This is a genomic window from Candidatus Dormiibacterota bacterium (assembly GCA_036495095.1).
GTDB lineage: Bacteria > Chloroflexota > Dormibacteria > Aeolococcales > Aeolococcaceae > CF-96.
In genome coordinates, this window is the sequence record DASXNK010000090.1 from 19947 (window position 1) to 33208 (window position 13262).

A 13262-nucleotide genomic window follows, 5' to 3' on the forward strand; every position below is an offset into this window, starting at 1 on the left:
GGCATGAGTGAGGCCCGGCGTTCAGCCTTCGGCAGCCCCAGCATCGACGAGGTGCACATCCTCTGGCTCAGCGCCGGGCTGGGCTGCGACGGCGACTCGATCTCGCTGACCGCGGCCACCCAGCCGAGCCTCGAGGACATCGTCCTCGGCGCCATCCCCGGCCTCCCCAGGGTCCACCTCCACCACCCCCTGCTCGCCTTCGAGGTCGGCGACGACTTCCTGCGCGACTGGCACCGGGCCGTGCGCGGCGAGCTCGACCCCTTCATCCTCGTGCTGGAGGGGTCGGTGCCCAACGAGGCGATCAACGCGGAGGGCTCCTGGGCGGCGTTCGGCACCGACGCCGAGACCGGCCAGCCGATCCCCACCTGCGACTGGATCGACCGGCTGGCGCCGCGCGCCTGGGCGGTGGTCACCGCCGGCACCTGCGCGGCCTACGGCGGCATCCATGCCATGGAGGGCAACCCCACCGGGGCGATGGGGCTCACCGACTACCTGGGCGCCGACTGGCGCTCGGCCTCGGGGATGCGGATCGTCAACGTGCCCGGCTGCCCGGTGAAGCCGGACAACTTCACCGAGACCCTGCTCAACCTGCTGATGCACATGGCCGGGCTCACCGCCGAGATGCCGCTCGACGAGCTCGGCCGGCCCCGGTGGCTCTTCGACGTCACCGCCCGCGACGGCTGCAACCGGGCCGGCTTCAACGAGCAGACCGACTTCGCCGCCAGCTACAACTCCGGCAAGTGCCTGGCCCGGCTGGGGTGCTGGGGACCGGTGGTCGACTGCAACGTCGGCAAGCGCGGCTGGATGTCGGGGATCGGCGGCTGCGCCAACGTCGGCGGCATCTGCATCGGCTGCACCATGCCGGGGTTCCCCGACCACTTCATGCCCTTCATGGACGCCCCGCTGAAGGGCCAGCTCACCGCCGACCTGCTCCGCCCCCACGGGGCGGCGGTCCGCACCCTGCGGGTGATCACCAACGCCGCGGTCAGGCTGGAGCCGGAGTGGCGCCGCCCCGGGCCGCGCCTGACGACCGGTTACGAGCCCGAACCGGCGCCGGGGTGAGCGCCGGCGACCATCGCCTCGCCGCGGTGGCGACCGCGAGCGGGCAGGCGGTGGTCGGGATGGACGGCGCCGGCCGGATCACCGAGTGGGCCGGCCAGGCTGCGGCGATCTTCGGCTGGGAGCGCGACGAGGTCCTGGGGAGGTGCCTCGCCGACACCATCATCCCGGCCTTCTACCGCGCCGCCCATCGCCGCGGCCTGGAGCGCCACCGCGCCGGCGGGGCGTCGCCCCTGGTCGGCCGGCCGGTCGAGCTCCGGGCGGTGCGCCGGGACGGCAGCGAGTTCCCGGTGGAGATCCTGGTGGTCCCCGCAGAGCACGGCGGCGCTCTCGAGTTCACCGCGATGATCCGCGACATCACCGAGCGCAGGTGGCACGAGCGGCTGGCGGCGATGCAGCTCGCCGCCGGCCAGCTGCTGATGGACGGATCACGCCCCGGCCTGGCCGAGGCGATGCCCGAGGTGCTGCGCACCGTGGGGGAGGCGGTGCGCTGCCCGGTGGTGCTCACCTGGGTCCCAGACCCCGCCGGTGAGGGCCTCCGCCTGGAGCACGCCTGGCATGCGGGGGGCGCCGGCCTGGGGACCTTCTGCGAGCGCGCCGGCGGCGTTCCGCTGCCCCAGCCGGAGCTGGTCGACCGGATGCACTGGGGCGGCACGCCCTTCGTGGTGCACGCGGAGATGCCCCACCACAACCCCCTGCTCACCCTCGCCGGCGAGTTCGGGCTGCGCTGGATGGCGGTCTTCCCCATCGCCCACTCGGGCCCCCTGATGGGGCTGCTGGTGCTCCTCTCCGGCGAGATGCTCGGGCTCGACGAGGAGCTGCTGGGGGCGATGAGCGGCCTCGGCGGCCAGCTCGGCGCCGCCTTCGCACGCGCCGAGGCGGAGCGGACCCTGACCGAGAGCGAGCGGCGGTTCCGGCTGCTCTTCGAGGGCAACCCCAACCCGATGTGGGTCGCCGACGTCGAGACCAGGGCGATCATCGCCGTCAACGACGCCGCGCTGGCCGCGTACGGGTACACCCGCGAGGAGTTCCTGGGCATGCGCGTCGACGACGTCGAGGTGTCGAGCCACGCCGGCACCGAGCCGGTGCGTCCCGCCACCAGCTGCCGGCACCGGCTCAAGGACGGGAGGGTCATCGACGTCGAGGTCACCGCCCGGCTCCAGGAGTTCTCGAGCCGGCCGGCGGTCCTCACCCTGGTCCACGACGTCACCGAGCGGGCGGCGCTGGAGCGCAACCTCTGGCACCAGGCCTTCCACGATCAGCTGACCGGCCTCGCCAACCGGGCGCTGTTCACCGACCGCCTCGAGCACGCGCTGCGCCGGGCGGCGCGCCACGGCTCCATCTGTGCGGTGCTGCTGCTCGACCTCGACGACTTCAAGCGGGTCAACGACACCCGCGGCCACCAGGTCGGCGACCGGCTGGTGCAGGCGGTGGCGGCGCGGCTGTGCGAGCACCTCCGCCCCGACGACTCGGTGGCGCGACTCGGCGGCGACGAGTTCGCGGTGCTCCTCGAGGACCTCGACGGCGCCGCCGGCGCCGAGATCGCCGCCGGGCGGGTGCTCGAGGCGCTGCAGCTGCCCTTCCACGTCGACGGCCGCGAGCTGCTGGTCGGCGCCAGCGTCGGGGTGGCCCTCAGCGCCGACGCCGCCGGCTCGGACGAGATCCTGCGCAGCGCCGATCTGGCCATGTACGTCGCCAAGTCGAGGGGGAAGGGCCGCCACCAGCGCTTCGAGCCGAGCATGCTCAGCGCCATGGTGGAGCAGGTCGCCCTGGAGCAGGAGATGCGCGGCGCGCTGCCCCGCGACGAGTTCGCGGTGCTGTACCAGCCCCAGCTGGACATCGCCACCGGGCGCATCACCGGCGCCGAGGCGCTGGTGCGCTGGAACCACCCGACCCGGGGATGGCTCGAGCCCCACGCCTTCATCCCCCAGGCCGAGGAGTCGCGGCTGATCGGCGCGCTCGGCGCCTGGGTGCTGCGCACCGCCTGCGGGACGGCGCGGCGCTGGGTCGAGCTGGGGCTGCCGGCGACACGGGTGGCGGTGAACATCTCGGGCCGCGAGCTGGAGAGCGAGGAGCTCACCCGTGGCATCCGGTGCGTGCTCGACGAGACCCGCCTCCCCGCCACCCACCTCGAGCTGGAGATCACCGAGACCGCGGCGGTGGGGCAGGAGGGCGAGACCCTGGCCCGCCTCGCCGAGCTGCGCGAACTCGGGGTGCGCATCGCCATCGACGACTTCGGCACCGGCTACTCGATGCTCAGCCGGCTGCAGGCCTTCCCCGTCGACCGCCTGAAGATCGACCGGTCCTTCATCGAGACGATCGACCTCGCCACCGACACCGCGCCGCTGGTGGCGGCGATGATCGGCATGGCCCACGGGTTGGGGCTGACCGTGGTCGCCGAGGGGGTCGAGCTGACCGAGCAGCTCCAGTACCTGCGCGGCCACGGCTGCGACGAGGCCCAGGGATACCTGGTCGGCAGGCCGATGACCGGGGCCGCCCTCGAGGAGCTGCTGCGCCGCTCGGCGGCCGGTGCCAGCGCGGTGCGCTGGCAGGAGCCGGAGCTCGAGACCCGCCACCTGCTCAGCGAGCTGGTGCGGGTCGAGCCCGTGGCCGACCGCCTCGTCCCCGCCCTCCTCGGCGAGCTCGAGCGCCTGACCGGGGTGCGCTGCGACCTGCTCGACCGCACGCCCGGCCCCGCCGAGGCCCGGGTGCCGCTGCGGCTGCGCGACGGCCGCGTGCTGGGCTGGCTGGGGGGTGCCGCCGGCGCCGACGATCGCACCCTCGAGGTCATCCGGCTGTTCGGCCGGGTGATCGCCACCCAGCTCGGCTGAGCCCGCGGCGGGCCGCCGTGGCCGCGCCCCCGCGATGGGGGCGCGGCGTGGCGGCGAGCCGGGCGCCTAGCGCCCGGTGGTGCGCCGGAGCCGGCGGCCGGCGCCGAGCGCGCCGACCCCGAGGCCGGTGAGCAGAAGGCCGGCGCCCAGCGGAAGCTCGGTCCCGGTCTTCGGCGTGGCCACCGCCTTGGTGGCGGCGGGGGTGTTCGACGCGGTGGTCCCGGCGACGCCGCTGCCGGGCACGGGGAGGGACACCGGGACCGGTGCGACCGGGCAGGTGATGGCGGCGGCGTTCTTCACGCTGCTGTCGTCAGCCTTGTCGCTGCTGTCCTCGGAGTCCTTGTCGCTGTCCTCGGAGTCCTTGTCCGAGTCTCCGGAGTCCTTGTCGGAGTCCTTGTCCGAGTCCTTGTCCGAGCCCTTGCCGGAGGAGCTCTTCCCGGTGCCGCAGGCGACCGGGGCGGGCACCGGCTTGGCGATCGGCGCGACCGCCTTCGGCGTCGGCGTGGCCTTGGCCGTCGGCGTCGCCTTCGCGGCCGCGGTCGGCTTCGGCGTCGTCGTGGCCTTGGGTGCGGTCACCTTCGGCGTCGGCGTCGGTGTCGAGGCCGCGAGGGCGTTCGACACCCCCGCCCCTGCGAACAGCATCGCGAGTCCCGCCGTGGCCGCCGCGGCGAGGCCGCGGGCGAGCTTGGAGAGACGCATCCCTTCCATCCAGTCCCCTCCCTGATATTTCGCGAATCGACGCGAGCACGTCGATCGCCGCTATATGACCGGATGCTAGCAGGAGTGCCCCACCGGTTGCGACTGCACGATCGGGGAGCGCGACGGACCGGCGTTCAGGGTGCGTTCAGCCCAGGAGACGGGCGACCGGGGGGGTCCCGGGGCGGCTGACGGGAGTTTCGCGAAACGCGTTTGAAACGTTAAGCCGGACCTCCCTTGCCGTTAACCCGCGAACTGTGTCAACCCGGCACCCCAAAACGAAGGATTCGCAGGCACCGGCGCGTTGACTGTGCGGATGGGTGTTAGCAGGAGGAGCGGGTGACCTCGGGTTGCTCGCCACGTCCACCCGCTCCGGCGGTCGAGGTGCTGCCCGAGGGGACCATGCGCGGCGGTCCGCGCGGCTCCATCGGCGAGCGCACCGCGTTCGTCGTCGACTCCTCGGCGAGCGTCCAGCTGATCGCCCACACCCTCCTGGAGATCGCCGGGTTCAGCGTCGAGAGCTTCGCCGCCCCCCGCGCCGCCCTCGAGCGCGCCGTCGAGGTGCGGCCCGACGTGGTGCTGCTGGAGCCGCGCAGTCCCGGGATCGACGCCCTCGCCACGATGCGGGCGCTCGCCCAGCTCCACGGCGCCGATGCGGCGCCGGTGATCTGGTGCACCACCGTCGAGCCCACCGCCGAGGCGGTGGAGGAGGCCGCCCGGGTCGGCCTCCGCGGGGTGCTGGTCAAGCCCTTCCGGCTGGAGGCGCTGACCGCGCTGGTGCTGCGGGTGTGCCGCCGCGCCGACCGCGAGCGCCGCCTCGCGGTGCTGGGCATCCCGCCCGACGAGATCGCCACCCTCATCCTGAGCCGCGACTCCACCCGGCTCTGGACGCGGGCCGAGATCGAGCTCGCCGACGCCGCCCGGCGGTCGCTCTCACTGGTGGCGGTGGGCGCCGACACCAGCGAGGTCACCGCCGCGGTCCGCCGCGCCGTCCGCACCGTCGACACCGTCGGCAGCGCCCCCGCGCACGTGCTGCTGGTGCTGCTCCCCGACGTCGACGAGGGCGGCGCCGAGGCCGTCGCCGGCCGGGTCGCCGCCGGGCTCGCCACCCTGGATCCGGCGCCGGTGGTGGGCCGGGTGACCCGCCGGGACGGCGAGGACGACACCGACCTGCTCGCCCGTGCGGTGGTGCAGGTGATCCTCAGGCGGGTGGGCTGACCCGGCGACCGGCGGCATACTGCGCGGGATGACCGGCGCCCCCCCGCCGGCGGAGCGCCCCTGGTGGCAGGACGCCGTGCTCTACCACATCTACTGCCGCTCGTTCGCCGACTCCGACGGCGACGGCGTCGGCGATCTGCGCGGCATCGTCGAGCACCTCGACCACCTCGCCTGGCTGGGCGTCGGCGGGATCTGGCTGTCGCCGACGATGCCCTCGCCGAACGCCGACTGGGGCTACGACGTCTCCGATCACCACGGGGTCGACCCCGTCCTGGGCAGCCTCGACGACCTCGACGACCTCGTCGAGCGCGCCGGCGGGCTCGGCATCCGGGTGCTGCTCGACCTGGTGCCCAACCACACCAGCGACCGGCACCCGTGGTTCCTCGACGCCCGCTCGTCGCGGACCGCCGCCCACCGCGACTGGTACGTGTGGGCCGACCCGGGCCCGGACGGCGCGCCGCCGAACAACTGGCTGAGCTTCACCGGCGGGCCGGCGTGGACCCTCGACCCGACCACCGGGCAGATGTACCTGCACAACTTCGTCGATGCCCAGCCCGACCTCGACTGGTGGAACCCGCAGGTGCGGAGCGCCTTCGAGGACATCCTCCGCTTCTGGTTCGACCGCGGCATCGCCGGCTTCCGCATCGACACCGCCAACCGGCTGGTGAAGGACCGCCTGCTCCGCGACAACCCTCCGGCGCACGGCGATCTCCACCAGCAGGTCACCGGCATGCCCCAGGAGCAGCGCTACAACGCCAACCGGCCGGAGGTCCACGAGGTGCTGCGCGGCTGGCGGCGCCTCGCCGAGCGGTGGGCGCCGCCGCGGCTGCTGATCGGCGAGACGTTCCTGTTCGACCTCGACGCGATGGCCTCGTACCACGGCGCCGGCGACGAGCTGCAGCTCACCCTCAACCTCCCCTTCATGTTCACACCGCTGCGGGCCGGGGCGCTCCGCGCGGTGGTGGAGCGCACCGAGGCGGCGCTGCCCCCGGGCGCCTGGCCGCTCTGGCTGGGCTCGAACCACGACCTGCCGCGGCTGGCGACGCGCTGGTGCGCCGGTGATCCCGCCCGGGTGCGCTGCGCCCTGCTGATGCTGCTCACCCTGCGCGGCACCCCGCTGCTGTACTACGGCGACGAGATCGGGATGGGCGACACCCCCGTGCCCGCGGAGCGGGTGCGCGACCCGCTGGGACGGTTCGGGAGCGGGCGCCCCGGCCGCGACGGAGCGCGTACCCCGATGCGCTGGCGCGGCGGACCGGGCGCCGGCTTCACCGCCTCCGGGGTCGAGCCGTGGCTGCCGCTCGGCACCGAGCCCGGCGTGGATGTGGCCGGGCAGCGCGCCGACCCCGGCTCGGTGCTCCACCTCTGCCGGGACGCCATCCGGCTGCGCGCCGCCGAGCCCGACCTCCGCGACGGCACCCAGCGCAGCCTCCCCTCGCCACCGGAGGTGTGGGCGTTCCGGCGCGGAGAATCGGTCACCGTCGTCCTCAACCTGGACGGGGCGCCGGCCACCGTGGGCGGCGTGGAGGGCACCGTGCTGCTCGGCACCGACCGGTCGCGGGACGGGGAGCGGGTGCGGGGTTGCCTCGAGCTGCGCGGCTGGGAGGGCACGGTGATCCGGGGCTGAGGCGTATGGTCGCGCACGTGCTCCGCGCCGATCACGCCCCCACCCCCACCGATATCCGCGAGGCCGCCGCCCGACTGCGTCCGGTCGTGGTCGCCACCCCGCTGGAGCGGAGCGCGCGGCTCTCCCGCGATCTCGGCTGCGAGCTCCAGATCAAGCGCGAGGACCTCCAGGTCACCCGCTCGTACAAGATCCGGGGCGCCTACAACCTGATCGAGCAGCTTCCCGACCTGATCCGCGGACGCGGGGTGGTCTGCGCCAGCGCCGGCAACCATGCCCAGGGGGTGGCCTACAGCTGTGCGCGGCTGGGCGTCCCGGCGTTCGTCTTCCTCCCCCGCAGCACCCCCCGCCAGAAGCTGGCGCGGATCCGCGAGATCGGCGGCGAGCACGCCCGCATCGAGCTCGCCGGCGACAGCTACGACGAGGCGGCGCAGAGCGCCATCGCCTTCGCCGAGACCAGCGGCCTCCCGGTGGTGCCGCCCTTCGACCACCCCGACATCATCGCCGGCCAGGGCACGGTGGGCCTGGAGCTGATGGAGGGCCCCGCCGAGCCGCCGGAGGTGCTGGTGGTGCCGGTCGGCGGAGGCGGCCTGATCGCCGGCATCGCCGCCTACGTGCGCCGCGAGCACCCCCGGACCGTGATCATCGGCGCCGAGCCCGCGGGCGCCCCGAGCATGACCGAGGCACTGGGCGCGGGACGACCGGTCTGGCTCACCAGCCTCGACCCCTTCGTCGACGGCGCGGCGGTGCGCCAGGTCGGCGAGCTGCCGCTGCGCATCACCGCGGAGCTGGTCGACCAGGTGGTGGTCGTCGCCGAGGGCGCGGTGTGCACCGCCATGCTCCAGCTCTACCAGCACGAGGGCATCGTCGCCGAGCCCGCCGGGGCGCTCTCGGTCGCCGCCCTCGACCAGCTCGGCGAGCACATCCGCGGCCGCCGGGTGGCATGCGTGCTCAGCGGTGGCAACAACGACGTCAGCCGCTACGCCGAGGTGATCGAGCGCAGCCTGGTGCACGAGGGGATCAAGCACTACTTCCTGGTCGAGTTCCCGCAGCGCCCCGGCGCGCTGCGCGGCTTCATCGACAACGCCCTCGGGCCCGGCGACGACATCACCTTCTTCGAGTACACCAAGAAGACCAACCGCGAGAGCGGCCCCGCGCTGGTGGGTGTCGAGCTCGCCCGCCGCGAGGACCTCGAGCCCCTCCTGGAGCGGATGAGCCGCGCCGGCATCAGCTACCGCGCGCTCGACTCCACCAGTCCGCTCTTCTCGTTCCTCGTCTAGCGGGCCGCCGGGACACCGGCTAGGTGCGCCACGCAGTGAGAGTCACGACCCCGACCGGGCTGCGATGATCAGGGCAGGAGGAGGACATCCGAGCTTGGGGGAGTTGTGGTGACCGATCAGCGCATCAAGCAGATCCGCTTCACCGCGGAGGGCATCCTCGACGGCAGAGAGTGGAAGGTCGCACCCCAGGATGCGCTGGACCTGATCACCGAGCTCGAGCGACTGCGCGGTCTCTGCAACCAGATGCAGGACGAGCGCGCCCAGCTTCTCGACCTGCTCCTCGACGCCCGCGTCATCGAGGGCCAGCTCGCCGACAGCAAACCGGTGAGCAACCTGGCCGAGCACTGGAGTGGGATCGAGTCCGTGCTCGCCCGCTGAGTGCGCAGCACATCTACCGGCATCGGGAGAGGCCGGATAGTCTTGCTCCAATGTTCGACGAGATCACCCGGCCTCCACTGCTGCGCACGCTCGTCGCCACCACGCGTCTGACCGATCGCCAGCGGATCATCCGCATCCTCGACCGTGCCGGCGGCTACGACGTCATCGCCGAGACCGGCGACGGCCGCAGCGCGGTGCGGCTCTCCGGCCAGATCGAGCCCGACCTGGTGCTGCTCGACCTCGACCTGCCCGAGCTGGGCGGCATCGACGCCACCCCCGCGATCCTCCACAAGGCGCCGGGGGCGACGATCGTGATCCTCACCCCGCGGGGTGAGGACTCCGGCGGTGTGCTCGCGGTGCGCTTCGGCGCCCGCGCTCACGTGCCGCTGGACAGCCTCCCGGAGATCCTCCTCGCCGCCCTCGAGGCGGCGCTGCCGCGCGAGGTCGCGGGCCGCCAGGCGGCCACCGGCGCGCCCGGCACCGCACCGCCCTCGTGGTGGGAGGCGCTGCTCGCCGACCGCTAGAGGTCAGCGGGCCCCGGGCAGGCAGGGCGAGGCGGACCCGCGGCCCGCCGGGATGGTGCAGCCGGCGGCGCCCGACGAGACCAGGCCGGGGCCGCCCTGGGCCGCGGAGACGGCGAGGGCGGTGAGCAGGAGGCACACCGCCGCCACCAGGACCATCACCGTGCCCTCGGCCGACCACGGCCGCCGGTGCAGCCGCGACCAGAGGGTGGGGCGATGGGGTCGGTGCGGGCTCCGCGCCTCCCGCCGCGCCTCCACGCGACGGAGCAGGCCCGGCGAGCTCCAGGCGCGGCCGGTGGCGGGGTCGGGGATCTCCGAGGACGGGATGGGCACTGTGGTCATGGTGGGCTCCAGGGGGCGGGGACGGCCGCCCCAGCGACCGTCCCCGCCACTGCGGAGAGAGAGGGAGACGTGGGTCAGGCGGTGGCGGGCGCCGCGCTCCGGACGGCGGGGCGGGCGACCGAGCGCCGGCTCACCCGGGCGTGCTCGTCGAGCGCTCCGCCGATGACGCCGCGCCACGCCTCCCAGGTGGCGAGCACCTGGTGGGACCGGACCACCACCGGGGTCCACTCGTCGCCGCCGGGGCGGCGCATGGCGAGGACGATGTCCGGGCGCCGGCCACCACCGGCGGGACCGACGACGATCGCCGGGACGGCACGTCCCGGCACGGCACCACGGGCGGCGACGAGCGCGCCCGGGTGGCGATGCCACGCTGGCTGGGCCATAGGGAGAATCTCCTCTCGGCCCCTCCGCTCCTTCGGCAGCCCGGCTATCTCAGAGAGACCCGTGGCTTTGCGTCCCCGCCTCGCGACGGGTTTGCCAGTTTGTCGGGAGCCGACCCCGGCAGCGTAGCCGCCCGCGGATCGCATCGCCGCGCGGTGCCGGTCACAGACGGGTGGCGGTCCCGCCGCCGGGTCCCCGTGATATACAGGGCGGCGCTCGAGACGTGGCATGGAGGACGAGGGTGGCAGCCGCCGTCGGCATCCCCCGGGAGACCGGGGACGGGGAGAAGCGCGTCGCCACCGTGCCCGCGGTGGTGCCGATCCTGACCAAGCTCGGGCTCGAGGTGGTGGTCGAGTCCGGGGCGGGCGAGGCCGCCGGCTTCCTCGACGAGGCCTACACGGCAAAGGGCGCGCGCATCGCCGACCGCGCCGAGGTGCTGCGCTCCGGGGTGGTCGCCGCCGTCGACGCCGCGGCGCTGGCGGACGAGCAGCCGGGCCCGCCCGCGGGCACCGTGCTGATCGGCTTCTGCAACCCGCTCTCCGGCTCCGCGGCGGTGCGCACCCTCGCGGAGCGCGGGCTGGTCACCCTCTCCATGGAGCTGATGCCACGGATCACCCGCGCCCAGAGCATGGACGCGCTCTCCTCGCAGGCCAACCTCGCCGGCTACAAGGCGGTGCTGGTCGCCGCGGGGATGCTGCCGAAGATCTTCCCGATGCTCACCACCGCGGCGGGGACGATCGCCCCCGCCCGGGTGCTGGTCGTCGGCGCCGGCGTCGCTGGCCTCCAGGCGATCGCCACCGCCCGCCGCCTCGGCTCCGTGGTCGAGGCCTACGACGTCCGCCCCGCGGTGAAGGAGCAGGTGGAGAGCCTGGGGGCGAAGTTCGTCGAGCTGGCCGTGGAGGAGACCGCCGCGGAGGATGCGGGCGGCTACGCCAAGGCCCAGGACGAGACCTTCTACCGCCGCCAGCAGGAGCTCATGGCCAAGGTGGTGGCGGGCAGCGACGTGGTGATCACCACCGCCCTGGTGCCCGGCCGGAAGGCCCCGGTGCTGGTCACCGCGGCGATGGTGGAGGGGATGGCGCCGGGATCGGTGATCGTCGACCTCGCCGCCGAACAGGGCGGCAACTGCGAGCTCACCGAGGCCGGGAGGACGGTTGTCGTGCACGGTGTCTCGGTGGTGGGGGCCGTCAACCTGCCGGCGACGGTGCCCCAGCACGCCAGCCAGATGTACGCGAAGAACGTGTCCACCTTCCTCCAGCACCTGGTCAAGGACGGTGAGGTGCGGCTGGACACCGACGACCAGATCACCCGCGAGACGCTGGTGACCCGGGACGGACGGGTGGTGAACCCGCGGGTCTGCGAGGCCCTCGGCATCGAGGCGCCCGCGGCGGACGCCACGCCGGCGGGGTAGCCGGCGCGGCGTCCGGTCCGCCTCCCTGGTGCTTCTAGTGCTTCTTCGCCCTGCGGGCGGCGCGGCTGACCTTCTCCGCCTTCTCCTTCACCACGTCACCCGGCGCGCGGCGGCGCCGGCGGGTGACCACCAGCAGCGAGCCGGCGGTGACGGCGAGCAGCATGGCCCGAACCCGGTTGCCCATGGGTGAGTACCTCTGTGGGAGGACGACCTACCAAAGTTGTTATAGTCATAGGATACGATTATCTGCCGTTGCGCAGCCTGGGGAGGTGAGGTATGAAGGCGATGAGCGCCGCACGGGCGGCCCGCACGCGCGCCGGGGTGGCGGGAGGGGTGATCACGCTGATCATCATGCTCGTCCTGGCCGTCCAGAACACCGGCCCCGTCGCCGTCCACTTCCTGCTCTGGGGCTGGGCAGGCACCCCGCTCTTCGCCGTGATCGTGGTCTCGATGCTGCTCGGGTTCCTGCTCGGGCTCGCCTACATGCTCTCCCAGCACGGCCACACCACCGCCCCGGCCCCGGGCGCCCGGGCCGCCACGCCGCGCCGGCGCACCCTGCGGGGGAAGCGCGCCGCCGCGCCGGCGGCCGAGCCGGTCGCCGGACCGCCCGCCGAGGTCTGAGCTAGATATCCCACGGCCGTAAGAAGTCAAGCCGCTGTCTCGACCAGGGTCGGCCAGGCGACGTCTTCGGAGTAGAGGGTCCGGTGAGTCAGGCATCCGTGGAGGATGCCGACGAAGCGGTTGGCGAGGGCTCGGAGTGCCTGGTGGTGGGTGTTGCCGCGCTGTCGGTGAAGGTCGTAGAAGCGTCGGGCGCCTGGGGAGCGGGTCAGCGACGAGAACGCCCAGAGGTAGAGCGGGTCCGCGAGCCTTCGGTTGCGGGCCACGCGTGCCAGAACGACCAACCTGGTCCCTGATGCCCTGGTGATCGGCGCCATGCCTGCGTAGCAGCGTCTCGCCCTGGCATCCTGGTAGCGGGTTCGGTCGTCGCCGAACTCGCCCAGGACCCGGGCGCCGAGGACCACACCTAGTCCGGGCAGACTGCGAAGGATCTCGGCGTCCGGGTGTATCTCAAAAGCCTCGGCCAGCTCCGCCTCGAGCGTGGCGATTTCAGCGTTGAGCTGGGCAAGGATCCGCACGGTCGCCCGCACGGTCTTGGCGTACGCTCGGGCCAGTTCCAGGGGCGGGTGGAGCTGCGGCGAGCGCAGCGCCTCCTGGATCTCGGCGGCGCGGGTATCGAGGTTGCGCTGACGTCCGGCACGCTCCAGGGTGGCCCGGACCCTGCTGAGCGACAGCGTCTTGCCCTCCGCCGGTGTCGGAGCGCGTTCGAGCAGGGCCACGGCGTCCCTGCCGGCAAGGTCGGTTCCGAAGGCCTCGAGGGCTGCCGGATAGAACTCGCGCAGCGTGCTGCGGAGTTGGTTGACCGAGCGCTGCCGGCTCCAGATCAATGTCTGGTGAGCCCGAGCGAGGATCTTGATCACCTCGGCGAGCTCGCTGTCCCCAGCCACCGGCCGGTGGTTGTGG

General features: G+C 73.7%; 14 protein-coding genes and 1 riboswitch. Of the genes, 9 read left to right on the forward strand and 5 right to left on the reverse strand.

Annotation, left to right across the window (positions count from 1 at the left end; genetic code table 11):
* The first annotated feature begins 3 nt into the window (after positions 1-3).
* The gene (locus VGL20_09670; protein HEY2703946.1) at positions 4-1062 is read left to right on the forward strand and encodes a hydrogenase expression protein HypE; all 1059 of its coding nucleotides are present in this window, start codon (positions 4-6) and stop codon (positions 1060-1062) included.
* Positions 1059-3890, forward strand: a complete 2832-nt coding sequence (locus VGL20_09675) for an EAL domain-containing protein (protein ID HEY2703947.1) — start codon at positions 1059-1061, stop codon at positions 3888-3890. Before VGL20_09670 ends, VGL20_09675 begins: the two co-directional genes overlap by 4 nt.
* 66 nt (positions 3891-3956) lie before the next feature.
* Here the strand turns inward: VGL20_09675 and VGL20_09680 are convergent, their stop codons facing one another.
* On the reverse strand, positions 3957-4589 hold the full coding sequence (locus VGL20_09680) for a hypothetical protein (GenBank protein HEY2703948.1): 633 nt from the start codon (positions 4587-4589) through the stop codon (positions 3957-3959).
* Positions 4590-4925: 336 nt separating this feature from the next.
* Here VGL20_09680 and VGL20_09685 point away from each other — a divergent pair, with 336 nt between their 5' ends.
* The 5 genes from VGL20_09685 (at position 4926) to VGL20_09705 (ending at position 9610) form a co-directional block, all read left to right on the forward strand.
* Complete coding sequence (locus tag VGL20_09685; protein ID HEY2703949.1) at positions 4926-5804, forward strand: response regulator; 879 nt, start codon at positions 4926-4928, stop codon at positions 5802-5804.
* A gap of 28 nt (positions 5805-5832) precedes the next feature.
* Positions 5833-7431, forward strand: coding sequence for an alpha-amylase family glycosyl hydrolase (locus VGL20_09690; protein ID HEY2703950.1), 1599 nt, complete (start codon positions 5833-5835; stop codon positions 7429-7431).
* A gap of 17 nt (positions 7432-7448) precedes the next feature.
* On the forward strand, positions 7449-8708 hold the full coding sequence (gene ilvA, locus VGL20_09695; GenBank protein HEY2703951.1) for a threonine ammonia-lyase IlvA: 1260 nt from the start codon (positions 7449-7451) through the stop codon (positions 8706-8708).
* Positions 8709-8816: 108 nt separating this feature from the next.
* Positions 8817-9086: a hypothetical protein gene (locus VGL20_09700; protein ID HEY2703952.1), complete on the forward strand. Its 270-nt coding sequence runs from the start codon at positions 8817-8819 to the stop codon at positions 9084-9086.
* Positions 9087-9136: 50 nt separating this feature from the next.
* A complete protein-coding gene (locus VGL20_09705; GenBank protein ID HEY2703953.1) occupies positions 9137-9610 on the forward strand; it encodes a response regulator in 474 nt (157 codons plus the stop codon).
* 3 nt (positions 9611-9613) lie between these two features.
* Here VGL20_09705 and VGL20_09710 read toward each other — a convergent pair whose 3' ends face one another.
* Positions 9614-9949, reverse strand: coding sequence for a hypothetical protein (locus tag VGL20_09710; protein ID HEY2703954.1), 336 nt, complete (start codon positions 9947-9949; stop codon positions 9614-9616).
* 74 nt (positions 9950-10023) lie between these two features.
* Positions 10024-10332: a hypothetical protein gene (locus tag VGL20_09715; GenBank protein ID HEY2703955.1), complete on the reverse strand. Its 309-nt coding sequence runs from the start codon at positions 10330-10332 to the stop codon at positions 10024-10026.
* Between the two features lie 31 nt (positions 10333-10363).
* Positions 10364-10438: riboswitch (cyclic di-GMP riboswitch) on the reverse strand.
* A gap of 133 nt (positions 10439-10571) precedes the next feature.
* Between VGL20_09715 and VGL20_09720 the strand changes: the two genes are divergently transcribed.
* Positions 10572-11741 (forward strand): Re/Si-specific NAD(P)(+) transhydrogenase subunit alpha, encoded by a 1170-nt coding sequence (locus tag VGL20_09720; protein ID HEY2703956.1) that lies wholly within the window; start codon positions 10572-10574, stop codon positions 11739-11741.
* A gap of 34 nt (positions 11742-11775) precedes the next feature.
* On the opposite strand, the gene VGL20_09725 is transcribed toward VGL20_09720, so the two are convergent.
* Positions 11776-11925 carry a hypothetical protein gene (locus VGL20_09725; GenBank protein HEY2703957.1) on the reverse strand — a complete coding sequence of 50 codons (150 nt, stop codon included), beginning with the start codon at positions 11923-11925 and terminating at the stop codon, positions 11776-11778.
* A gap of 101 nt (positions 11926-12026) precedes the next feature.
* On the opposite strand from VGL20_09725, the gene VGL20_09730 reads away from it, so the two are divergent.
* Positions 12027-12362 (forward strand): LapA family protein, encoded by a 336-nt coding sequence (locus tag VGL20_09730; GenBank protein HEY2703958.1) that lies wholly within the window; start codon positions 12027-12029, stop codon positions 12360-12362.
* A 26-nt stretch (positions 12363-12388) separates the two neighbouring features.
* Here the strand turns inward: VGL20_09730 and VGL20_09735 are convergent.
* Positions 12389-13262: transposase (locus tag VGL20_09735; protein ID HEY2703959.1), on the reverse strand; the 874-nt coding region annotated here is incomplete at its 5' end.